This window comes from Bordetella petrii (genome assembly GCF_017356245.1).
GTDB classification, from domain to species: domain Bacteria; phylum Pseudomonadota; class Gammaproteobacteria; order Burkholderiales; family Burkholderiaceae_B; genus Bordetella_A; species Bordetella_A petrii_D.
Window position 1 is genome coordinate 688533 of the sequence record NZ_JAFMZZ010000004.1, and the last position, 23054, is coordinate 711586.

Consider the following 23054-nt stretch of genomic DNA (forward strand, 5'->3'; position numbering starts at 1 on the left):
TAGGGAAAACCCCGGTGCCTTGTGCACCGCGCAAACGTTGACACCGGTGCCGCTGGCCCGTACCTTAATGGCGTATATCGATTTAAATATATCGATCAGCGATACAACCAAGTGCGCTTTCCATTTCAAGTTTCCATTCGAGAGGTACGTGACATGCCTGAAGCATTGCAAGTGGCCGTGGACATCGGCGGCACTTTCACCGATGTGGTTGGACGCGATGCGAGCGGGCGATTGCGCTACTTCAAGATCCCGACCACGCGCCAGGACGAGAGCCTGGCGGTGTTCGACGCCATCGGGCGCATCCGCGACCAGTGGGGCGTGGATCCCAAGTACATCGAGCGCTTCGTGCATGGCACCACCGTGGCCACCAACGCCGTGCTGGAACGCCGGGGCGCCAAGGTCGGGCTGATTACCACGCAGGGCTTCAAAGACGTGCTGGAAATCGGCCGTCAGATGCGCCATCGCATGTACGACGTGATCCTGTCGTCGGAAACGCCGTCGTTCCTGATTCCCGGCAACCTGCGCCGGGAAGTGCCGGAACGGATCGCCGCCGACGGCTCGATCGTCACGGCCCTGGATGAAGACGCGCTGATGCGGCAGGTGGCCGAGCTGGTCGCGCAGAAGGTCGATGCGCTGGCCATCTGCTTCCTGTTCTCGTTCGCCAACCCACAGCACGAGCAGCGCGCCAAGGCGCTGATCTCGGCCGCCTATCCCGACCTGACCCTGGCGGTGTCGCACGAAGTGGACCCGGCTTTTCGCGAGTATGAGCGCACGGTGGTCACCGGCTTCGATGCCTACGTCAAGCCGGTGATCGACCGCTATTTGTCGCGGCTGGAAAACGGGTTGAAGAAAAGCGGCGTGCAGGCGCCGTTTCAGGTGATGCAGTCGCGCGGCGGCCTGATGGCGTCGCAGGTGGCGCGCAGCCGCCCCGTGCGGCTGTTCCTGTCGGGCCCCGCCGCGGGCGTGATCGGCGCGCAGATCGCCGGCCGCGCGGCGGGCACCGACGACCTGATCACCGTGGACATTGGCGGCACCAGCAGCGACATCGCCCTGATCAGCAAGGGCAAGGCGATGATCCGCTCGGAAGGCGTGATCGACGGCTACCCGGTGCGCGTGGCAATGGTGGACGTGAACTCCATCGGCGCGGGTGGCGGCTCGATTGCCTGGATCGACGCCGCCGGCGGGCTGCGCGTGGGGCCGCGCTCGGCCGGCTCGGAGCCCGGCCCGGTGTGCTTCGGGCGCGGCGGCGAGAACCCCACGGTAACCGATGCCTCGATTGTGCTGGGCTACCTGAACCCCGATTACTTCGCCGGCGGCTCGCTGAAGCTGTATCCGGAGAAATCGCGCGAGGCGATCCAGGAAAAAATCGCCCGGCCCCTGGGAATGACGATCGAGCAGGCGGCGCTGGGCATACACCGCATCGTGAATGCGCAGATGGCCGAAGGCATACGCCTGGTGTCGATCCGCCAGGGCCTGGACCCGCGCAAGTTCACGCTGATGCCGCTGGGCGGCGGCGGCGCCGTGCACATCGTGCCGCTGGCGCGCGAACTGGGCGTATCGCGCGTGGTGGTGCCGCGCTATCCGGGCGTGCTGTCGGCCGCCGGCCTGCTGGCCGCGCCCATCGAGCATGAAAGCTCGCTGGCCTTCGGCAAGGCGCTGCAAGCCAGCGAAGTGCCGGCCATCCGCGCCGTGCTGGATACCCTGGATGCGCAGTGCGCCGAGCTGATGCGCAATGAGGCGACGCAGCCCGACAGCAGCGCCGTGCGCTACTACGCCGACGTCTGCTATGCCGGCCAGGCGTATTCCATTGAAGTGCCGCTGCTGCCCGACGCCGACGACCCGTGCGGCCTGCTGTTCGAGGAATTCTTGCAGGCCCATGCGCGGATCTACGGCTACAGCACCCGCACGCCCGCGCGCATCGTCAACCTGCGGGCCGTGCACCAGGCGGGCGGCCAGGACAGCATCGATACCACGGCCTACCAGTGCATCGACGAGCCGCCGCAGCGCGGGCAGCGCGCCATCCTGGTGGCGGGCCAGGACAGCGCGGTACAGGCCGACATCTACCGCCGCGAGGCCATGCCGGCCGGCTTCCGGTTCCAGGGGCCGGCCATCGTCGAACAAGCCGACACCACCACGCTGATCGAGCCCGGCTGGCAAGGCCAGGTGGACCAGGGCGGCAATCTCGTTCTGACCCGTTAATCACGACACGCCAGAGAGCACATCATGACGAATCAAGCTACGCTCGAGCGCCCGGCGCTTTCGCCCGGCAAGACGACGCAGGCCCGCCCCGACCCCATCACCCTGGAGGTAGTGCGCAACAAGCTGGAGGGCATTGCCAACGAGATGGAATCGACGCTGCTGCGCAGCTCGTTCTCGCCGATCGTGAAAGAAGGCCTGGATGCTTCGGCCAGCCTGTTCACCACCGCCGGCGAGTCGCTGGCGCAGGCCTGCGCCGTGCCCATCCACCTGGCGACGCTGATCCCCATTGTGGAAACCATCCTGCGCGAATATCCGCTGGACACGATGCGCGACGGCGACATCTACATCATGAACGACCCGTACCTGGGCGGTACGCACCTGCCGGATATCGCGCTGGTGGCGCCGGTATTCGTCGACGGACGGGTGATCGCGCTGTCGGCCACCATGACGCACCACCAGGACGTGGGCGGCATGACTCCGGGCTCCATTCCCACCAACGCCACCGAGATCTACCAGGAAGGCATCCGCATTCCGCCGCTGAAACTGTTCGAGGCCGGCGAGATCAACCAGACGCTGGTCAGCCTGCTGCGGCTGAACGTGCGCATCCCGGATACGTTCATGGGCGACATCAATGCCCAGATCGCCGCCTGCCGCATCGGCGCCCGGCGCCTGGTCGAATTGACGTCGGTGTACGACGTTGCGCTGCTCGAGACGGTGTTCGCCGCGCTGCTGGCGCATTCCGAGGCGCTGACGCGCGCCCAGCTCGACACGATTCCGGCGGGCGTTTACCGCTACGCGGACTGGCTGGACAACGACGGCATCGACCTGGAGCAGCGCGTGCGCATCGAGGTGGCCGTGACGGTGGGCAACGGCGCCATGCATGTCGATTTCACCGGCACCAGCCCGCAGCTGCGCGGCCCGTTCAATTGCGTCAAATCGGGGTCCCAGGCGGCGGCGTACTTCGCGGTACGGGCGCTGACCGATCCCGAGATTCCGACCAATGCCGGCTGCTTCCGGCCCGTGTCGCTGCATTTGCCCAAGGGCACGCTGGTCAACCCCGAAGAGCCGGCGCCGGTGGGGTCGCGCACCGCCACCATCAAGCGCATTACCGGCTGCATCCTGGGCGCATTCAAAGAGGCCCTGCCCGACAAGGTGCCCGCCGACTCGGCCGGCGTGCTGCTGGCCTTGGCGTTCGGCGGCAAGCAGGCCGACGGCAAGTCGTATGTGGTGGGCGAGCTGATCACCGGCGGCAGCGGCGCCAGCCGCCGCTGCGACGGCGTGGACGTGGTCGAGACGGACGCTTCGAACTGCATGAACCTGCCGGTCGAGGCATTGGAGCTCGAGGCGCCGATTCGCGTGAACCGGCTGGAATTGCGCGCCGACTCGGGCGGGGCCGGTACGTTCCGCGGCGGGCTGGGGCTGGTCAAGGAATTCGAGCTGCTGGGCGGCAGCGCGATCTTCACGCACCGTGGCGAGCGGCATTACTGCCCGGCCCAGGGCTCGGCCGGCGGCGGCAGCGGCGCCTGCGAACACTCGGTGATCGTGCGCGCTTCCGGCCAGGTGGAAGAGATTCCTTCCAAGCTGGTGGTCGACCTGCACAAGGGCGACCGCGTGATCGTCCAGACCCCCGGCGGCGGCGGCTACGGCGACCCGGCCGGGCGCGACCCGCAGGCCGTGCGGGCCGACATTGCGGACGGCAAGCTTTCTGTGGAACAGGCCACGGCGTTGTACGGCATTTCCGGTTGACGGCACGCCGCCGGCCTGCGGCGGCTTCGACAAAGCAGTATCTCGACATACCTGAATCACATGAAGGAGATCGCGATGCACAAGGGGAAATATTGGACGGCCCGGCTGCTTGCCTGCGTGGCGGCGGCCGCGGCCTGCCTGGCGGCCGGTACAGCGGCCGCCGCGGCAGCGCAGTGGAAAATGCACATCGTATGGGTGCCGGCGCGGGTCGAGGCCCAGTACTACAAGAAGTTCGTCGACGAGGTGAACAAGCAGGCGGCGGGCAAGCTGGAGATCAAGCTGTTTCCGGGCGCCACGCTGGGCGTGAAAGACGTCGACATGCTGCGGGTGCTGCCGCGCGGCAACGTAATCCAGATCGCCGGCCTGTATCCGGGCTACATGACGCGCGACGAGCCAGAGTACGCCGTGACGCTGCCTCCGGGCGTGGTGCCCAAGCCCGAGCAGCTGGAAAAGCTGGCGCCCACGCTGAAAAGCATCTACCAGGCCACTTACGACAAATGGGGCATCAAGCTGCTGGGCTTCGTGGCGCACCCGGTGCGCGACACCCACGTGATGTGCAAAGAGCCCATCAACACGCTGGACGGCCTGAAGGGCAAGAAGGTGCGCGTGTGGGAAAAGGCCCAGGCCGATACCTTCAACAAGCTGGGCATCGCCGCGCAGATCGTGGGGCAGAATGACCTGTACATGGCCATGCGCACGGGCGTGATCGATTGTGCGGTGTATCCGATTCACTTCGGCCTGACGGTGTCGCTGCAGGAAGTGGCGCCCAATGCGTCGTACCTGTTCCCGTATGTGCTGCATCCGCTGAACATCATCGTTTCCAACAAGGCCTACGATGCGCTGCCGCCGGACGTGCAGAAGATTCTGCAGGATGCGGCCGCGAAAATCGAGAAGGAATCGTTCGACGCGTACCTGCAGGGCCAGGTCGACAAGGCGTCGGAAGAAGAATGGAAGAAAAAGGGCGGCACGGTGCTGGCGCCCTTTCCCGAAGCCGACCAGAAGCGCTTTGCCGACGCCGCCCGGGAAGTCTGGAACGAGTCTTCTCGCCAGGTGGGCGGCAAGGCCCTGGAAAACCACGAACGGGTGATCAAGGCGCTGGGCTGGTAGGCCCGCGCGGCAATCATGACGCGAGGGCGGGTGCCGCGGCATCCGCCCCGCGTCCGGAGCACATTCATGTACATACTTGCAAAAGGCATCGCCGCTTTCTTGCTGCGGCTGTCCACGTGCTTCGGCATCGCGCTGACGCTGTTCGTGGCCCTGTCGGCGGTGATGCGCTACGTGGTGGGGGCGCCGTTTTCCTTTACCGAGGAACTGGTCGGGCTGTTTTTCTCGGCACTGGTGTTTCTTGCGCTGCCCTACGTCACGCTGCACCGGCAGCATATCGAAGTGACGCTGCTGACCGACCGCTATCCGCCCGCGCTCAGGCGCTGGACCGACCGGCTGGCCAACGGGCTGATTATCCTGTTCGCGCTCTGGTTCGGCAGTTATGCCTACGATTTCGCGCTGGTGTCGTACCAGGTCCAGGCGCGCACCGATATCGCCGGCCTGGCGCTCTGGCCCTGGATGGCGCTGATCGTGCTGGCCTGCGTGCTGGTGGCCGGATTTACTCTGTTCCGGCCCCGGCGCGCGCCGGCCGGCGACAGCGATTTGCCGCCCAGCGGCGCTTGACGGGAGCCTGGCATGGTATGGATGCTATTGCTGGCGGGGCTGGCCGTCACCGGCCTGACGGGCGTGCCCATCGGTATCGGCCTGGCGCTGACGGGCTTGTCCATTTTGCGCTTTGCCGCCGGAGGCGGTGAAGATCTGGCCATTACGGCAGTGTGGAACGTTTTCGTCGATTTCACCTTGTCGGCGGTGCCCATCTTCATCTTCATGGGCGAGATCCTGCTGGTCAGCGGGGTGTCGTCGCGTATCTACAATGCGGTGTCGCCCTTTTTCAGGCAGGTGCCGGGCGGGCTGCTGCATACCAATATTGCCGTGTGCACGGTCTTCGGCGCCGTCAGCGGCGCCAGCACCTCGACCGCGGCCGCGGTGGGCTCGGTGGCCTATCCGGAACTGCGCAACCGGGGCTACAACCGCGGGCAGGTGGTGGCCACGCTGGCCGCCGGCGGCACACTCGGGTTGCTGATCCCGCCCAGCCTGTCGCTGCTGCTGTACGGCGCCACCCAGGGGGTGTCGATCGGCCGGCTGTTCCTGGCCGGGGTGTTGCCCGGCCTGATGCTGGCTTGCATGTTCATGTCCATCATCGCGCTGCGCGCGCGGCGCTTTCCCGAAGAAATGGGCAATGTCGAGCCCGCGATCCCGATGGCGCAGCGGCTGCGCGGGCTGGTGCGCATCTGGCCCGTGGCGTTCCTGGCGTTCGCGGTGCTGGGCACCATGTACATGGGCCTGGCCACGCCCACCGAGGCGGCCGCGCTGGGCGTGGTGGCGGCCATTATTACCGGGTTCTGCTGGGGCGAGCTGACGCTGCCCAAGGTGTGGCGCGCGTTCTTTACTTCGGCGCGTGTATTCGGGGCCATTGCCACGGTCATGCTGGGCGCGCTGGTGCTGGCGCAGGCCCTGACCATCATGGGCGCCCCGCAGGCACTGGTGGGGGCGGTAACCGACATGGGCCTGTCGAAGTACGCCGTGCTGATCGTCGTCGTGGCCGCCTACCTGGTGCTGGGCTGCTTCTTCGACGGCATTTCGCTGATGCTGATGACGATTCCGATCGTTTATCCGCTGATGATGGCGGCTGGCTACGATCCGGTCTGGACGGGGGTGATCATCACCATCCTGATCGAGATCGGCATGCTGACCCCGCCGGTGGGCATGAACCTGTTCGTGCTGACCGCCATTACCAACGGCGAAGTCTCGCTGGGCCGCGCGGCGCTGTCGGCGATTCCGTACTGGATCCTGATGCTGGTCGGCGTGCTGATCCTGGCGCTGGTGCCAGATATTGCGCTGTGGCTGCCCAATCTTGTGATGAAGGGCGGCACATGACCGCCATGGCCGCGGCCCGCATACTCTGGGACGACGAGACCGCCACGCCCGCCGCGCCGCCGCTGCCCCCGGGCGCGCATGACTGCGAGGTGGCCGTCATCGGCGGCGGCTTTACCGGCCTGTCGACGGCCTTGTCGCTGGCCGAGGCGGGCGCGCGGCCCATCCTGCTGGAAGCGGGCCCGCTTGCGGCCGGGGCCTCGGGGCGCAACGGCGGCCAAGTGGTGCCGGGCCTGAAGCCGGCGCCCGATGCGCTGGCGGCGCGCTTTGGCGCCGACGCGGCCGGCCGCATGCTGGCCTTCGCGCATTCGGCGGCCGACTACACCTTCGGCCTGATCGAGCGCCTGTCGATCGATTGCGATGCGACGCGCCATGGCTGGATCCAGGCGGCGGTGACGCCGCGCGCCTGCCGCGTCCTGCACGCGCGTGCCCGGGCTTTGCAGCAGGCCGGGGCGCGGGCGGAAGCGCTGTATGCCGACGACATGGCAAAACTGACCGGATCCGCGCACTATGCGGGCGGCTATCTGGAGTCGGGGGCGGGCGCGGTGCAACCCCGCAAATTGGCGCTGGGACTGGCGGCCGCAGCGGCGCGCGCGGGCGCCCGCCTGCACGCGCACAGTACGGTTGAACAGCTGCAGCGCGCGCCGCAAGGATGGATGCTGCGGCTGCGGCAGGGCAGCATCGCCGCCCGCGCCGTGGTGCTGGCCACGGACGCCTACACCGATACGCTGTACCCCGCGCAGGCGCGTTCGATGCTGCACGTGACCAGCGCCCAGGCGGCAACCGGGGTATTGCCCGACGACATCCGGCGCGCGGTGCTGCCGCGCCGGGCGGGCGTATCCGAGGCGCGCAAGCTGACCGTCTATTGCCGCCTGTCGCCCGATGGCCGGTTCGTGATCGGCGGCCGGGGGCCTCGTTCCGGGCTGGCCGGGCCCGCAACCCTGGCGCGCCTGCGCCAGGCTGCCTGCGAGCGCTTTCCGCAGCTTGCGGACATCGGCTGGGATTGCGTGTGGTCCGGCCGCGTCTCGCTCACACTGGACGATGTGCCGCATCTGGGTAATCCCGAGCCCGGGTTGTGGACGGTTTGTGGTTTCGGCGGACGCGGCGTGGCCCTGGCGACGCGCTTCGGGCCGACGCTGGCCGAAGCGGCGCTGGGGCGTGCCGCGGGCGCGCTGGATTTTCCGGTTTCTTCCATCGGCGCCCTGCCCTGGCACGCCCTGCGCGGGCCCGCGGTCAATGCCGCCATCCACTGGCATCGCCTGCGCGATGCCCTGGGCTTTCCTGCGTGATATCCATGGACAATGTAGCTGCCGTCGATGTTGTACCCCATGCCCCTTCGATCTGGAACGCGACCGCCGCGCCGCCGCCCGCGCTGTTGCCGCTGCGCGGCGAACTGCAGGTGGACTGCGCCATCGTGGGGGGCGGGTTCACCGGGCTGAACGCGGCGCTGCAACTGAGCCGGCGCGGCGCCCAGGCCTGCATCCTGGAGGCCAATGACGCGGGCTGGGGGGCCAGCGGCCGCAATGGCGGCATGGCCGTCTTGCGCTACAAGTCGGGCTGGGCGGCCCTGGCCCGCCAGTTCGGCCATGATTCGACGCGGCTGCTGCACCGGCTGGTGCTCGACGCGGTGGACGCGCTGGAACAGAACGTGGCCGATTTCAAGCTGGATGGCGGCTTCTCGCGCTGCGGCCACATCACGGCCGCTTATACCCGGCAGGACGCGCAGGCGCTGCGCGACGATATTGCATGGCTGGCCGCCGAGGCCGGCGACCGCCACCCCCGCTATCTGCCGCCCGACGAGGCGGCCCGCCTGATCGGTTCGCGTGCGTACCAGGGCGGCTACCTGGATACGCGGGCGGCCGGCATCCACCCGCTGGCCTATGCCCGCGAGCTGGCCGCGGCACTGGCGGCCACCGGCGTGCCCATCCATGTGAACACGCCGGTGGTGAGCATCCGCGAAGACGCGCAGGGATGCGTCGTGGAGACGCCCGAGGCCCGGGTGCGCGCCGCCACCGTCATCGTGGCAAGCAATGCCTATACCGAATTGTTCCCGCTGCCGCCGGGCCTGCAGCGGCGCATCGTGCCCGTGGCGACGTCGGTGGTGGCCACGCGCGCACTGCCCGATGACCTGTATGCGACGATGTTCACCGAGGGCCACCTGGTAACGGATACGCGTCATCTGGTGAATTACTTTCGGCGCGTGCCCGGCCAGCGCGTCCTGTTCGGCGGCCGGGGGGCGCTGACCGGCACCGAGACGCCGGAAATCTACCGCAATCTGGTGGCAGGCCTGCGCCGCCTGTTTCCCCAGTTGCGCGACGCGCCCATCGAGCACCAGTGGTCGGGCAAGGTCGCGGTGACGCTGGACGACTTTCCCCATGTTGTGCGCCATTCGCCGCGCGTGATTTTCGCGGCGGGCTATGGCGGCCGCGGCGTGGCATTGACGCATTTGCTGGGCAGGGTGGCGGCCGAGATGGCGCTGGGCGCCGGCATGGAATGCGGCCCCATGCAGGGGGGCATGCCGCAACTGCCCCTTCATTCCTGGCGCCTGCCGGTCATGAACTTGATGGCGGCCTACTACAAGCTGCGGGACCAGTTGCGGTGGTGACCCGCGGCCCGCACCCTGCCATGACGAGCCGGCCCGATACCGTTTCCGCGCCTGCGCCCGCACACGATTCCGCCTGGGCCCGTGGCGGCCTGGCCGCGACGCTGGCCTACGCCGCGCTGGTGGTGTTCGCGTGGGGCTCGAATTATCCGCTGATGAAGCGGGCCCTGGCCGACATGCCGCCCCTGACCTTTTCCACGACGCGTGTTGTGGGCGCGGCGATCGTGGTGGCACTGTTGATGCGCATCAAGGGCGAGGCGGCGCTGCTGCCGCCGCCCGGCGAGCGGGCCCGGCTGGCGCTGATCGGGCTGCTGCAGTTCGCTTCCGTGCTGGGACTGGTCAGCATTGCCCTGCAGTTCCTGCCGGCCGGGCGCACCGTGACGCTGGTCTACAGCATGCCGGTGTGGGCGGCGCTGTTCAGCAGCCTGATGGGCAAGGCGCGGCTGGCCTGGCGGCAGCTGGCCGGCGTAGGGCTGGGCATGGCCGGCCTGGCGCTGTTCCTGGACCCCTCGGTCATCGACTGGAAAAGCCCGGGCGTGCCCCTGGGCATGGCGCTGGTCTTGTCCGCGGCCGCGCTGTGGGGGCTGGGCGCGGCGTTGTACGGGAGGCGGCAGTGGCGCGCTTCGCTGCTGTCCCAGACGTTCTGGCAGCTGGCGGCAACCGCGTGCCCCATCGGCGTGGCCGCGCTGATCCTGGAGTCGGATCGGACCACCCATGTGACCTGGCCGCTGGCGGCCATCATGGTGTGGAACTGGCTGGTGCCCACCGCCATGGCGGTCTGGGCATGGAGCCGCCTGCTGAACCGCGTGCCATCCACCGTGGCCGGCCAACTGCTGGCCCTGACGCCCTTCGTGGGCATCGCCTGCAGCAGCGTCCTGTTCGGCGAGCGCCTGCCGCCGGTCTTTTCCCTGTGCGCGGCGGTCATCGCGGCGGGCAGCTGCCTGGTGCTGTGGCCGTCGCGCGCGGGCCGGCGCGCGGCGCGCGATCCTGGGCGCGAGGGCTGACCGCTACAATCTATCCCATTGAAGACAGGGCTTGCCTTATGGCCGGACGCAAAAAAAAAGAAAGTGATGCGGTGATGGAAGATCCCATGGCCTCGCCGCTGTTCAGTATGTCCTTTTCCAAAGGAATCGACGTGCTGGCCGCGTTCGGGCCCGACCGCCCGTTCATGAATCTGCCCGAGATGGCCGCGGCCGCGGGGATATCCAAGAGCTCGGCGCAGCGTTTCGCCTATACCCTGGAAACCCTGGGCTTTCTGAGCAAAGACCCCGACAGCAAGCGGTATGCGCTGACGCCCAAGATTCTCGAACTGGGTTATCGATACCTGCTGGTGGACGCCCTGGTCGAACGCGCCAACCCGTATCTGCTCGACTTGAACCGCCAGATTTCCGAGACCGTGAACCTGGCCGAGCCGTACGGCACCGACATGGTCTATGTGGCGCGCTTTGCCACGCACCTGACGACCGGGGTCCATATGCCCCTGGGCCGGCGTCTGCCGATGTTCTGCACATCGGCCGGGCGGGCCTGGCTGTCGATGCTGCCGCCGGAACAGGCGCGCGAGCTGCTGGAAGCATCGCCCCGCCCGAAGTTCACGCCCAATACCGTGACCGACCTGGGCCCGCTGATGGACATGCTGGCCGAGGCGCGCGAGCAGGGCTACGCCTATGCCAACGGCGAGTATTACCGCGGCGATCTGAATGTGGCCGTGCCGGTGTTCGACAAGCGCGGCCGCCCGGCCGCGGCGCTTAATATCTCGGCCCCCACCACGCGCTGGACGCTGGCGCGCATGAAGCGTGAGCTGGTGCCGAACCTGCTGGCAACCAGCCGCCTGATTTCCACCACGCCGCCCACGCCCGGGGCGGCCGCGCCGTTTCGGCGCGGCTATACCGGTTAGCCATCGGAGCGGCAACAAAGCCAGGCTACTTGCGCTGCGTCAGCGTGCTGTAGCTGGTGATCAGATTGCGGTAGTCGGGGATGTGGTTCGAGAACAGCGTGCCCAGGCCCTCGACGTCGTTGCGCCAGTCGCGGTGCAGTTCGCAGGCCGCGCCGAACCAGGTCATCAGCTGGGCGCCGGCATTGCTCATGCGGTCCCAGGCGGCATCGCGGGTCAGTTCGTTGAAGGTGCCCGATGCGTCGGTCACCACGAACACCTGGAAGCCTTCTTCCAGGGCGGCCAGGGCCGGGAATGCCACGCACACTTCGGTGACCACGCCGGCGATGATCAGCTGCTTCTTGCCGGTGGCCTTGACGGCCTTGACGAAGTCTTCATTGTCCCAGGCGTTGATCTGGCCGGGGCGCGGAATGAAGGGCGCGTCGGGGAACAGCTGCTTCAGTTCGGGCACCAGCGGGCCGTTGGGGCCGTCTTCGAAGCTGGTGGTTAGGATGGTGGGCAGCTTGAAATACTTGGCCAGGTCGGCCAGCGCCAGCACGTTGTTCTTGAACTTGTCCGGATCGATGTCGCGCACCAGCGACAGCAGGCCGGCCTGGTGGTCTACCAGCAATACGGCGGCGTTGTCTTTGTCCAGGCGGACGTAGGGCTTGGTCATGGAGGTCTCCAGGTAAATGCGGGAAGGTGCCCGGGACGGGCGGGTAAGCCGTCCGCGCCGCCGGAAGCGGCGGCGCGGACAGGGTCAGTGGGCCATCTGGCCGAAGCGGCCGTGATTGAAGTCGTCGATGGCCTGGCGGATCTCGGCCTGGCTGTTCATCACGAACGGGCCGTAGCCGACGATGGGCTCGTCGATCGGTTCGCCGCTCAAGAGCAGCAGCGTGACCTCGTTGTTGGCCTCGATCTGCACCTGGCTGCCTTCGCGCGACAGGTGCACCAGCTGGCCTTCGCGCACGATGTCGGTGCCGTTGACCTGCGCCGTGCCGTGCAGCACCGCCAGCGCCAGCGTGCGGCCTTCGGGCAGTTCGAAGGTGGCCGTGCCTTGCTGGCGCAGCCGCACGTCCCATACATCGATGGGCGTGTGCGTGCGCGCCGGGCCGCGCCGGCCGTCGAACTCGCCCGCGATGACGCGCACCTGGCCGGCTTCGCCGGGCAGGCCGACCACGGGAATGTCACGGTCCAGCAAGGTCTGGTAGCCCGGCGCCGACATCTTGTCGCGGGCCGGCAGGTTGACCCACAGCTGCACCATTTCCAGCGCGCCGCCCTGGCGGGTGAAGGCGTCGGAATGGAATTCCTCGTGCAGGATGCCGCCGGCCGCCGTCATCCACTGCACGTCGCCGGGGCCGATGTGGCCGCCCGCGCCGGTGGAATCGCGATGATCGACTTCGCCCTGGTAGACGATGGTGACCGTTTCAAAGCCGCGGTGCGGATGCTGGCCCACGCCGCGCGGCTTGGCGGCCGGGGCGAACTGGGCCGGGCCGGCGTAGTCCAGCAGCAGGAAGGGGCTGAGGTGCTGGCCGTGGCTGTCGTAGCTGAACATCGAGCGCACCGGGAAGCCGTCGCCCACCCAATGGGGGCGCGGAGCGCTGTAGACACCGAGAACCTTTTTCATGGGCTTTCTCCACTGCGGGCTGCGGCCCGTGCCGCAACCTCCATGAAGAAAACTATAGTTTCGGGACAATGCGCGCGGTAGGCCCTAAAATTCGCTCTTACCGTTCTATATGGTGAACGATATGCCAGACCTGAACGACCTGTATTACTTCGTGCAGGTGGTGGACCATGGCGGTTTCGCGCCGGCCGGCCGCGCCCTGGGCATGCCCAAATCCAAGCTCAGCCGCCGCATCGCCCTGCTCGAAGCGCGGCTGGGCGCGCGCCTGCTGCTGCGCACCACGCGCCAGTTCGCCGTGACCGAAATCGGCCAGACCTATTACGCGCATTGCAAGGCCATGCTGGTCGAGGCCGAGGCTGCCGAAGAGGCCGTGGCGCTGACCCGCGCCGAGCCGCGCGGCACGGTGCGGGTAACCTGCCCGGTGGCACTGCTGGATGCGCGGGTGGCCGGGATGCTGGCCGATTTCATGGTGCAGTACCCGCTGGTGCAACTGCACCTGGAAGAAACCAACCGGCGGGTGGACGTGGTGGCCGAAGGCATCGATGTGGCGATCCGGGTGCGGCCGCCGCCGCTGGAAGACAGCGACCTGGTCATGCGCGTGCTGGCCGATCGCGGCCAGTGCCTGGTGGCCAGCCCGGGCCTGCTGCGGCGTACCGGCGTGCCGCGCGCCCCGGCCGACCTGGGCGGCCTGCCCAGCCTGGCGCTGGGCCTGCCGCAAGGCGAGCATGTGTGGAACCTGCTGGGCCCCCAGGGGGCCCATGCCGCGGTGCGCCACCAGCCGCGCCTGGTCACGCGCGGCATGCTGGCATTGCGGACCGCGGCGGTGGCGGGCGTGGGCATCGTGCAATTGCCCACCATGATGCTGCGCGAGCAATTCCAGCGCGGCGAACTGGCGCAAGTGCTGCCCGACTGGGCGCCGCGCCGCGAGATCATCCATGCGGTATTCGCATCGCGGCGCGGGCAGTTGCCGTCGGTCAGGGCGCTGATCGACTTCCTGGCGGACCGCTTCGACGCGCTGGAAGAGGACTGAGCGGCGCGGACGGATACAGCGCGGCCACCCGCAGGTGCCGCGCCGCCGCGGCCGGGTCGGCTTCGGCCAGGTAGGGCACGCGGCCCAGCAGGGGCGCGGGCAGGCGCTGCGCCAGGGCCTGCACATTGGCCTGCGCCTGCGGCATGGCCGGGTCGACGTGGTTGGCCACCCAGCCCGCCAGGCGCAGCCCGCGGGCGGCGATCGCCTCGGCTGTCAGCAGGGCATGGCTGATGCAGCCCAGCCGCATGCCCACCACCAGGATCACCGGCAGGTCCAGCTGCCGCGCCAGGTCGGCGGTGTCGCTGGCATCGTCCAGCGGCACCCGGAAGCCGCCCACCCCTTCCACCACCACCGCTTGTGCGCGGGCCGCGGCCTGGCGGTAGGCCTGCTGTATCACCGCCGGGTCGAGCGCCACGCCCGCGGCGGCCGCCGCGATGTGCGGCGCCACGGCGTCGGGCAGCACATACGGGCAGCGCACGGCATCGGGCAAGTCCATGGAGCTGGCCCGGCGCAGCTGTTCCACGTCTTCGTTGACCCAGCGGCCGCCCACCTGCCCCGCGCCGGCGGCCACGGCCTTGACGCCGGCGGTGGTCCATCCCTGGCGCGCCGCGGCGTGCAGCAGCGCGCACGCGATCAGGGTCTTGCCGATTTCGGTATCGGTGCCGGTGACGAAGTAGTCGCCGGGCCGTTGCGGCATGTCATGGCGCATGGCCGGCCTCGCTGTCCAGTTGGTTCAAGGCGGCGGCCAGCCTGTCCACGTCGGCGGCGGTATGCGCCGCCGACAGCGTGACGCGCAGGCGCGCCGTGCCCGCCGGCACGGTGGGCGGGCGGATGGCGGGCACCCACAGCCCCAGGCGTTCCAGCCCGGCGGCGGCGTGCAGCGCCTGCGCGTTCTCGCCCAGCAGGACAGGCTGGATGGCGGTGGGCGTGGGCTGGTGGCGCCACTGGCGCAGGCCGAGCCGCGCCTGCAGCTGTTGCGTCAGTGTCCGCAGGTGCGCACGCCGCCGCCGGCCATCGCTGCCTTCGATCAGGTCCAGGCTGGCCAGCAGGGCGTGCGCCTGCGCGGGGGCGGCGGCGGTGCTGAAGATATAGGGCCGGGCGCGGTTGACCAGCCAATCGATGACGGTGGCATGCGCGGCCACGAAGGCTCCCGCCACGCCGGCGGCCTTGCCCAGCGTGCCCATCAATACCAGGTGGGGCGAACGCAGGCCGGCATGTTCGAGCACGCCGTGGCCGTGTTCGCCCAGCACACCGAACCCGTGCGCGTCGTCGATCACCAGCCAGGCGCCGTGGCGCTCGGCCAGCGCCAGCAGCTCGCGCAGCGGAGCGATGTCGCCGTCCATCGAGAACACGCCGTCGGAAACGATCAGGCGCGTGCCGGCCCGGCTGGCCGCCAGCTGTCTGGTCAGGGTCTGCGTGTCGGCATGCGGGTATATCTGCACGCGGGCCCGCGCCAGGCGGGCGCCGTCGATCAGCGAGGCGTGGTTGAGCGATTCGGAGAAAATCTCGGCGTCCTGGCCGGCCAGGGCCCCCAGCACGGCCAGGTTGGCCATGTAGCCGGTGCAGAAGTACAGCGCGCGCGCCTGTTCCAGGTGCGGCGCCAGCATGGCCGCCAGCCGTTCTTCCAGCTGCGCGTGGGCGCGGCTGTGCCCGCTGATCAGGTGCGATGCGCCGCTGCCCGCGCCGTAGCGCGCCGCGCCTTCGGCCAGGGCGGCGGATATGGCGGGATGCGCGGCCAGCCCCAGGTAGTCGTTGCTGCAAAAGGCCAGCATGTCGCGCCCGTCCACGCGCACGTGGGGCGCGCAGGGCGATTCGGTGGTGCGCCGGCGCCGGCGCAGATGCTGCGCGTCGAGTTCGCGCAGTGAGGCTTGCAGAGTGTCCAGCAGCTGCATGTCAATGGCCCTCCAGGGCGTCGTCGAGCGTGGCCAGTGTTTCGCGGGCCAGCCAGGCGGCGGTGTCGTCATCCAGCACGTAGGGCGGCATCAGGTAGACCGTGTTGCCGATGGGGCGCAGCAGCAGCCCGCGCGCCAGCGCCGCGGCCGCATAGCGCTGGCCGAAGCCGGCATCGGCGGCTACGTCGAAGGCCCAGATCATGCCGGCGCGGCGGAAGTGGCGCACGGCGCGATGCGTGCGCAGCGGCGCCAGGGCCGCGTCCAGGCGCGCGGCGCGCTGGCGGTTGTTCGCCAGGACGCTGTCTTCCTCGAAGATGTCCAGGGTGGCCAGCGCGGCGCGGCAGGCCAGCGGGTTGCCGGTGTACGAGTGCGAATGCAGGAAGCCGCGCGCCACGTCGTCGTCGTAGAAGGCGGCGTGGATGGCGTCGGTGCCGAGCACCAGCGACAGGGGCAGGTACCCGCCCGTAATGCCCTTGGACAGGGTCATCAGGTCGGGCCAGATGCCGGCCTGCTCGCAGGCAAAGAACGAGCCGGTGCGCCCGCAGCCCACCGCGATCTCGTCGGCGATCAGGTGTACCTGGTAGCGGTCGCACAGTTCGCGCACCTGCCGCAGGTACGAGGGCGCATGCATCGCCATGCCGGCCGCGCATTGCACCAGCGGCTCGACGATCACCGCGGCGATGTGCGGGTGGCGCTGTTCAAGCAGCGCCTGGAGTTCAGCCGCGGCGCGCCGCGCGGCGGCGTCCGCGTCTTCGCCGGCCTGCGCGGCCCGCGCGTCGGGCGAGGCCACCACATGGGCCTGGCGCAGCAGCGGGCCGTAGGCATCGCGGAACAGCGTCACGTCGGTCACGCCCAGCGCGCCCAGGGTTTCGCCGTGGTAGCCGTGGCGCACGCAGACGAATTCGCGCTTGGCGGCGCGGCCGTGGTTGCGCCAGGCGTGAAAACTCATCTTCAGGGCGATTTCCACCGCGGACGCGCCGTCCGACGCATAAAAGCAGTGGCCCAGCGCCGCGCCGGTCAGGGCCGACAGGCGCTCGGCCAGCTCGACCGCCGGCGCATGGGTGCAGCCGGCCAGCATGGCGTGCGGCAGGCGGGCCAGCTGGTCATGCAGGGCGGCGTTGATGCGCGCATTGGCATGGCCGAACAGATTGACCCACCAGGAACTGATGCCATCCAGGTAGCGGCGGCCGTCCATGTCGACCAGCCACGGGCCTTCGCCGTGCGACAGCGCCAGCAGCGGCATGGCGGCCTGGCGCTTCATCTGCGTGCACGGGTGCCAGACATGGCGCAGGCTGCGCGCGCGCCATCGAGCGGCGTTCGATGAGGGGGCGTGGTGGTGCATCCGCGGCTCCTGAAGCAATGCCCGGCCGGCGGGCCGCGATGTCGCGGCAGGGGCGGTAAGCGCCGGCAGGCGGTTGAGCGGCGGATATTAGGAAAGCCGTGGCGGGGGCTGCAATCCCTGCGGGTTCAGGTGTTTTGGCGGTGCGAAGCGGGATGATGCGGAAAATAGGCGGCGCGTTACGGGGATCGTGCCGGCATCAGGCGCCTAATCGCGGGGTACATGCAAGGCGTCTCAGATGAAACATTTTGTGTCTCGGCGCGTGTGGGGCGGGCATGGGTGTCTGGCATCTGCGCAGTCAGACGCCCGGCCCAAATGCGCGGCTAGGCGCGCGGCGCGAGGGTCAGGCGCCTGACGTGGCGTTCGGGCAGCGGCGCCGCCGCATGCGCCTGCGCGGCGGCCTGCAGCGATTGCGCCAGCGCGTCGGGAAATGCCTGGCTGCGCCGGGTGTCCAGGTTCACGTGCACCGACAGTTGTTCCATGGTGGCGGCCAGGTAGTTGTCGCGGGTCTGGAAGAGTTCCATCAGGCACAGCAGGCGCTTGTGGTCCGCGCCAAGCACGCGCAGCCGCAGTTCGAGCGGATCGCCGGCCAGCAGCTCGCGGCGGTAGTTGACGGCGATGTCGACGGTGTAGATGCCGCAGCGCGTGGCCTGCGTATAGCTTTCGCCCACCCCCAGGGGGTCCAGCAGCTGGAAGCCGATGTGGTCGAACACGCGCACGTAGCGGGCGGCGTTCATGTGGCCGTACAGGTCGGTCCAGTCTGGCTGGACGATGAGCTGGGTGCTGGGCAGGCTGGCGTGATCGGACATGAGCGGTTCCATGGAGTGGGGGCTACAGCTGTTCGAAGCGCGCATAGCGCTTGTCGGTGTATTCGCGCTGGGTGGCCAGGTCGCGCACGATGGCGGCCGGGGGGCCGCGGCGCAGCCATTCCAGCATGTGGTCGACCTGGTCGGGGGTGCCTTGCACCATGGCCTGCACGGTGCCGTCTTCCATGTTCTGCACCCAGCCGGTGACGCCCAGCATGTGGGCGCGCCGCACGGTGGCGTGCCGGTAGCCCACGCCCTGCACGACGCCCTTGACGATGACGTGCACGGTTTCGAGTTGGGGGACTTGCATGCTGCGATTCCTTGTACGAGGGGCGCGCGTATACTTGCTACGCCCTTTGGTCCTCTATTTTTCCAATAATAGTGTCCCATGAACAACGCGAACCTTGCCAAGATCACCTGCATTGAAGACTTGCGCGTTCTCGCGCAGAAGCGCGTGCCGCGCATGTTCTACGATTACGCTGATTCCGGCGCCTGGACCGAAGGCACCTATCGCGCCAACGAAACCGACTTCCAGTCGATCAAGCTGCGCCAGCGCGTGGCGGTGGACATGGAAGGCCGCTCGCTGCGCACCACGATGGCGGGCGAGGACGCCGTGATGCCCGTCGCCATTGCGCCCACCGGGCTGACCGGCATGCAGCATGCCGACGGCGAGATGGTGGCTGCGCAGGCGGCGGCCGAGTTCGGCGTGCCTTTCACGCTGTCCACCATGAGCATCTGCTCGATCGAAGACGTGGCGCGCGCCACCGGCAAGCCGTTCTGGTTCCAGCTGTATGTGATGCGCGACCGCGAGTTCGTGGCCAACCTGATCGACCGCGCCAAGGCCGCCGGCTGCTCGGCGCTGGTGCTGACACTGGACCTGCAGATTCTGGGCCAGCGCCACAAAGACATCCGCAACGGCTTGTCGGCGCCGCCCAAGCCCACCCTGACCAACCTGATCAACCTGGCCACCAAGCCGCGCTGGTGCCTGGGCATGCTGGGCACGCCGCGCCGCACCTTCGGCAACATCGTCGGCCATGCCAAGGGTGTTACCGACCTGTCGTCGCTGTCGTCATGGACCGCCGAGCAGTTCGACCCGCGCCTGAGCTGGGCCGACGTCGAATGGATCAAGCAGCGCTGGGGCGGCAAGCTGATCCTGAAGGGCATCCTGGATGTCGAGGATGCCCGCCTGGCGGCCGACAGCGGCGCCGATGCGCTGATCGTCAGCAACCACGGCGGCCGCCAGCTCGATGGCGCGATGTCGTCGATCGCGGCCCTGCCCGCCATCGCCGACGCGGTGGGCTCGCGCATCGAGGTGTGGATGGATGGCGGCATCCGTTCGGGGCAGGATGTGCTGAAGGCCGTGGCGCTGGGCGCGCGCGGCACCATGATCGGGCGCGCGTTCCTGTACGGCCTGGGGGCCTGCGGCAAGGCGGGCGTGACCCGCGCGCTTGAAATCCTGTACAAGGAAATGGACGTCACCATGGCGCTGTGCGGGCGCAAGTCCCTGGCGCCGGGCGACCGCAGCGTGCTGCTGCCGGGTACGTATCCGACGTAGCCGGCTGCCGCCGTGGCGTGCTTCAAGATCCACGACACCGCCGGCCCGGCGCCGGGGCCGCTGGGCGATTGGGTATACCAGTGCGCGCTCAGCCTGCTCAAATACCCCATCGACGAAGCCATTTCGCAATTACTGGCGCTGATGGGCGAGACCTCGGATGTCGACCGGTCGTGGATGCTGGAGTACCGGCCGGACATGCTGCGCTTTCGCAATACCCATGAGTGGTGCCGCGGGCAGACGACGCCGTATGTGGCGGAGCTGCAGGACGTTCCCACCACGCTGATTGCCTGGCTGCATAAATACATGGTGCAAGGCCGGGCGGTGGCGATCCGCGACGTGCGCAAGCTGCCGCGCGTCGCCCGGCCCCTGCAGGTGGAATTCATCCGCCAGGGCAACAAGAGCGTGCTGAGCGTGCCCATCCTGAACGAGGGCAAGCTGTACGGCGTCATCGGCTTCGACACTACCGCGAACTATCGGGAATGGCCGGATGCCGAGGTCGATGCGCTGTTTCAGTGCGCCGGGCTGATCGGCCAGGCCAAATATGGCGGTGGCCGCGGCCAGCACCCGCTTACGCCATATGACAGTTCGGCGTCTCTGGTCTATTTGAGAATGCGCGGCGTGGTGCATGGCGTGCAGCCCGAGACCATCGTCGGCGCGCGGTCGGCGGGCAACTACAGCGAAATCTGGCTGGCGAACGGGTCGATGGTGCTGGACTCGCGCTCGCTGGGCACGTGGTTGACGCTGCTACCGGAAAAAATCTTCTTCCGGGTTCACCGCACCGCCGTGGTGAACGCCCTGCATGTGGTGGGCATCGACCGGCGCAGCACCGACCGCTGGCAGATCCGCATGCGCGCCGCCGATCGGGGCTGGCCGGTGTCGCGCTCGTATCGCAAATTGCTGCGCGAGCGCATGGGCGTCTGAAACACGCCGCAGGCCGGCGGCCGGCATGCAATTCGTCAGACCGGCATGTCGTTTCATCCTTAGACGGTAGCGATTCTTGTGGTTTTTGGGATCATCACGCTTGCAGCGGATTTCCCCAATTCCTGGATAAGAGAGAATCGGCATGTCGGCGTCCCGCATCCTTACGCGCGCTTGCGCCCTTACGCTGGCCCTGGCTGGCGCGCTTGGCTTCAACCCAGCCAGGGCGGCCGACCTGGCGCTTACCGACGCCGTGTCGATGGCCGGCATGCAGCTTTACTTGAATTCCGGCGCGCCGGCCGTCCTGATCGCGGTGGTGCGCGGTAATGACACTGTCATCCAGGCCTATGGCGAAACCGCGCCCGGCAGCGGCGTCGAGCCCGACGAGCAGTCGATTTTCCGGCTGGCCTCGGTGTCCAAGGTGTTTGCCGCGGACGTGCTGGCGTCGCTGGCGGTCAAGGGCAAGCTCGGCTTGACGGACCCCTTGTCCAAGTACGCGCCGGACCATGCGCAGGTCGCATCCAATGGCCGGCCCATTACCCTGCTGGACCTGGCCACGCATTCGGCCGCGCTGCCGCGCGAGCTGCCGGATCCGGACGCCAGGCCGTCGGAAAACCCGTTCGCCGCCTTCGACCGCGCCTACTACTGGAAGTGGGTTGCCAGCAACCAGCCGCCGTATCCGCCGGGCACGACCACGCTGTATTCCAATGCGGGCTACGGCTTGCTGGGCGACGCGCTGGCCAGGGCGGGCGGCGCGGATTATTCGACCGTGCTGGCCAGCGAAGTGCTCGCGCCGGCGGGCCTGGCCGACACCACCAATGCGCTCGACGACGAGCAGAAGAAACGCCTGATGACGGGCCTGGACCCGATGGACGAGCCCGACCCCAACGCGCCCGTGCCGGACATCATGTATGCCAGCGCCGGCGTGTATTCGACGGCGGCGGACATGGCGCGCTGGATGAAGTGGCACCTGGAGGGCGCCAGGCAGCAAAGGCCCGAAGCCCTGCTGGCGCACCAGATGTGGCTGCCGTATGACGGGCTGAAGTCGGTGGTGGGCACCGAGGTGACCGACGCCGACGGCATGGGCCTGGGCTGGGTCGTGAGCCTGCCGCGCGGCGCCACGCCGCTGCTGCTGGGCAAGAGCGGCGGCCTGGGCGGCTTCATGAGCTATGTGGTGCTGTCGCCCAACCGCGGCCTGGGAATCTTTGTCGTGGCCAGCCGCGTGAATTTCGCCATGTTCGAGGGCATCCATTCCCAGGTGCGCGAACTGGCGGCCGAGCTGGCCCGCTGAACCGAGCCGGTGAGCCTGCCCGTGCGAAGCATGGTGATGAACGGCCTGCGCGCCATGGCGGCGCCGGGCATGGCCGCGCTGGCGATCGGCGCGCCGTCGGCCGGCGCCCAGGAAGCGCGGGATATCTTCAAGACCGAGATCTTCCTTAGCCCCTATAGCGAACTGGGCGACGACAAGGACGCGTATCCCAGGTTCAACGGCCGGATACTGGCGCTGACCGGGTACACCAATTACTTCGGCATCCGCGACGACAACGGGCAGATCCCGCGTTCGCACTGGAGCAGCACGCAGCCGCAGGTGGAAAGCGCCTTCGTGCTGCAGCTGACCAACCGTTTTTCGCTACGCGCCAAGGCGACCCTGGATTCCGCCACGAACGAGACGAAAGACAACGCTTTTTCCGACCTGGGCGTGCAGCTGAACAACCTGTTCGCCGCCTACACCGCCGACCACTACGCCCTGTACGGCGGCAAGATGGACCTGGGCTACGGCGACGCCTGGCATGTGATCGACGGGCTGTATTCCGGGTTTACCGAGGGCTCGGAATACCGCGGCGCGATAGGCGTGGGCGGCCGGTATACGCTGGACGCGGCAGGCGCCGGTTCGCACTCTTTTGCCGCGGTGCTGTTCAAGCGCGACGATAGCAGCCTGAACCAGCGCCTGAGCTTCGACGACGGCCTTGTAAAGCCGGATGCGCCGCCAGCCTTCAGCGACCGGATGCAGTCCTTCATCGTGTCATATGACTTTCGCAATCTGCCGGGCCTGGATGGTATTTCGGGCGGCGTGGACGCGGGCCGGCTGCATGCCCAGCCGGGCTATGGCGACAGCAGCAATATCGTGTCCATGCGCCTGCGCTATGACGCACAGCTGGGCCAGCGCTGGAACCTGGGCTGGTACAACGAGGCCACCTACGCCAGCGCCTTCCATGGCGCGCCGGTTTCCAACGGCAATGGCGTGACGTCGGTGTCGCTGTCGCGCGACCGCTGGCAGTTCGTAGTAACCGGCGCGGTGCGCAAGCTGTCGGGCAGCGACGGCAAGCTGGCGCGCTACGGCCTGCGGGGCGGCTGGGACTGGGCGGTATCCGGCGCGGTTACCTATGTGATGCCCGCCGGCTTCATTGTCCAGGCCGGGCTGACGCGCCAGCGTGATCAGTCGCTTGTCATCAACCAGGGCGTATTCCGCGTCGCCTATCAAGCAGAGTTCTGA

General features: G+C 68.3%; 21 protein-coding genes. 14 read left to right on the forward strand and 7 right to left on the reverse strand.

From position 1 onward, the window contains the following. The first annotated feature begins 153 nt into the window (after positions 1 to 153). From J2P76_RS21355 to J2P76_RS21395, 9 genes are all read left to right on the forward strand, one after another. On the forward strand, positions 154 to 2199 hold the full coding sequence (locus J2P76_RS21355) for a hydantoinase/oxoprolinase family protein (protein ID WP_207409838.1): 2046 nt from the start codon (positions 154 to 156) through the stop codon (positions 2197 to 2199). A 24-nt stretch (positions 2200 to 2223) separates the two neighbouring features. Next, positions 2224 to 3945: a hydantoinase B/oxoprolinase family protein gene (locus J2P76_RS21360; protein WP_207409839.1), complete on the forward strand. Its 1722-nt coding sequence runs from the start codon at positions 2224 to 2226 to the stop codon at positions 3943 to 3945. A 75-nt stretch (positions 3946 to 4020) separates the two neighbouring features. Beyond that, positions 4021 to 5052 carry a TRAP transporter substrate-binding protein DctP gene (gene dctP / locus J2P76_RS21365; RefSeq protein WP_207409840.1) on the forward strand — a complete coding sequence of 344 codons (1032 nt, stop codon included), beginning with the start codon at positions 4021 to 4023 and terminating at the stop codon, positions 5050 to 5052. 66 nt (positions 5053 to 5118) lie between these two features. Further along, positions 5119 to 5613 carry a TRAP transporter small permease gene (locus J2P76_RS21370; protein WP_207409841.1) on the forward strand — a complete coding sequence of 165 codons (495 nt, stop codon included), beginning with the start codon at positions 5119 to 5121 and terminating at the stop codon, positions 5611 to 5613. 12 nt (positions 5614 to 5625) lie between these two features. Next, a complete protein-coding gene (locus J2P76_RS21375; protein WP_207409843.1) occupies positions 5626 to 6927 on the forward strand; it encodes a TRAP transporter large permease in 1302 nt (433 codons plus the stop codon). Further along, complete coding sequence (locus J2P76_RS21380) at positions 6924 to 8213, forward strand: NAD(P)/FAD-dependent oxidoreductase (protein ID WP_207409845.1); 1290 nt, start codon at positions 6924 to 6926, stop codon at positions 8211 to 8213. The genes J2P76_RS21375 and J2P76_RS21380 overlap by 4 nt, the downstream gene beginning before the upstream one ends. Before the next feature lie 5 nt (positions 8214 to 8218). Beyond that, on the forward strand, positions 8219 to 9529 hold the full coding sequence (locus tag J2P76_RS21385; protein ID WP_207409847.1) for an NAD(P)/FAD-dependent oxidoreductase: 1311 nt from the start codon (positions 8219 to 8221) through the stop codon (positions 9527 to 9529). Positions 9530 to 9549: 20 nt separating this feature from the next. After that, positions 9550 to 10530 (forward strand): DMT family transporter, encoded by a 981-nt coding sequence (locus J2P76_RS21390; protein WP_207409849.1) that lies wholly within the window; start codon positions 9550 to 9552, stop codon positions 10528 to 10530. Between the two features lie 107 nt (positions 10531 to 10637). After that, complete coding sequence (locus tag J2P76_RS21395; RefSeq protein WP_242697636.1) at positions 10638 to 11420, forward strand: IclR family transcriptional regulator; 783 nt, start codon at positions 10638 to 10640, stop codon at positions 11418 to 11420. A gap of 25 nt (positions 11421 to 11445) precedes the next feature. On the opposite strand, the gene ycaC is transcribed toward J2P76_RS21395, so the two are convergent. Together ycaC and J2P76_RS21405 are read right to left on the reverse strand one after the other, a co-directional pair. After that, positions 11446 to 12072: an isochorismate family cysteine hydrolase YcaC gene (gene ycaC, locus J2P76_RS21400; RefSeq protein WP_207409854.1), complete on the reverse strand. Its 627-nt coding sequence runs from the start codon at positions 12070 to 12072 to the stop codon at positions 11446 to 11448. 84 nt (positions 12073 to 12156) lie between these two features. Next, positions 12157 to 13023, reverse strand: a complete 867-nt coding sequence (locus tag J2P76_RS21405) for a pirin family protein (RefSeq protein ID WP_207409856.1) — start codon at positions 13021 to 13023, stop codon at positions 12157 to 12159. A gap of 121 nt (positions 13024 to 13144) precedes the next feature. Here J2P76_RS21405 and J2P76_RS21410 point away from each other — a divergent pair, with 121 nt between their 5' ends. Then, positions 13145 to 14050, forward strand: coding sequence for a LysR family transcriptional regulator (locus tag J2P76_RS21410; protein WP_207409858.1), 906 nt, complete (start codon positions 13145 to 13147; stop codon positions 14048 to 14050). Here the strand turns inward: J2P76_RS21410 and bioD are convergent. The 5 genes from bioD to J2P76_RS21435 all read right to left on the reverse strand — a co-directional run bounded on the left by bioD (position 13995) and on the right by J2P76_RS21435 (position 18397). Further along, positions 13995 to 14747 (reverse strand): dethiobiotin synthase, encoded by a 753-nt coding sequence (gene bioD, locus J2P76_RS21415; protein WP_207409860.1) that lies wholly within the window; start codon positions 14745 to 14747, stop codon positions 13995 to 13997. The two genes, J2P76_RS21410 and bioD, sit on opposite strands and share 56 nt — an antisense overlap. 1 nt (position 14748) lies before the next feature. Beyond that, entirely contained in the window at positions 14749 to 15942 is a 1194-nt protein-coding gene (gene bioF / locus J2P76_RS21420; protein ID WP_207409862.1) for an 8-amino-7-oxononanoate synthase, read from the reverse strand. Between the two features lies 1 nt (position 15943). Beyond that, positions 15944 to 17284: an adenosylmethionine--8-amino-7-oxononanoate transaminase gene (bioA, locus tag J2P76_RS21425; protein WP_207409864.1), complete on the reverse strand. Its 1341-nt coding sequence runs from the start codon at positions 17282 to 17284 to the stop codon at positions 15944 to 15946. Between the two features lie 320 nt (positions 17285 to 17604). Next, positions 17605 to 18090 (reverse strand): thioesterase family protein, encoded by a 486-nt coding sequence (locus J2P76_RS21430; protein ID WP_207409866.1) that lies wholly within the window; start codon positions 18088 to 18090, stop codon positions 17605 to 17607. A gap of 22 nt (positions 18091 to 18112) precedes the next feature. Further along, on the reverse strand, positions 18113 to 18397 hold the full coding sequence (locus J2P76_RS21435; RefSeq protein ID WP_207409868.1) for an acylphosphatase: 285 nt from the start codon (positions 18395 to 18397) through the stop codon (positions 18113 to 18115). 78 nt (positions 18398 to 18475) lie between these two features. Here J2P76_RS21435 and J2P76_RS21440 point away from each other — a divergent pair, with 78 nt between their 5' ends. The 4 genes from J2P76_RS21440 (at position 18476) to J2P76_RS21455 (ending at position 23054) form a co-directional block, all read left to right on the forward strand. Further along, a complete protein-coding gene (locus J2P76_RS21440) occupies positions 18476 to 19642 on the forward strand; it encodes an alpha-hydroxy acid oxidase (RefSeq protein WP_207409870.1) in 1167 nt (388 codons plus the stop codon). A 12-nt stretch (positions 19643 to 19654) separates the two neighbouring features. Beyond that, on the forward strand, positions 19655 to 20563 hold the full coding sequence (locus J2P76_RS21445) for a LytTR family transcriptional regulator DNA-binding domain-containing protein (protein WP_207409872.1): 909 nt from the start codon (positions 19655 to 19657) through the stop codon (positions 20561 to 20563). A 142-nt stretch (positions 20564 to 20705) separates the two neighbouring features. Further along, positions 20706 to 21851 (forward strand): D-alanyl-D-alanine-carboxypeptidase/endopeptidase AmpH, encoded by a 1146-nt coding sequence (gene ampH / locus J2P76_RS21450; protein ID WP_207409874.1) that lies wholly within the window; start codon positions 20706 to 20708, stop codon positions 21849 to 21851. Between the two features lie 9 nt (positions 21852 to 21860). Beyond that, positions 21861 to 23054, forward strand: coding sequence for a hypothetical protein (locus J2P76_RS21455; RefSeq protein WP_207409876.1), 1194 nt, complete (start codon positions 21861 to 21863; stop codon positions 23052 to 23054).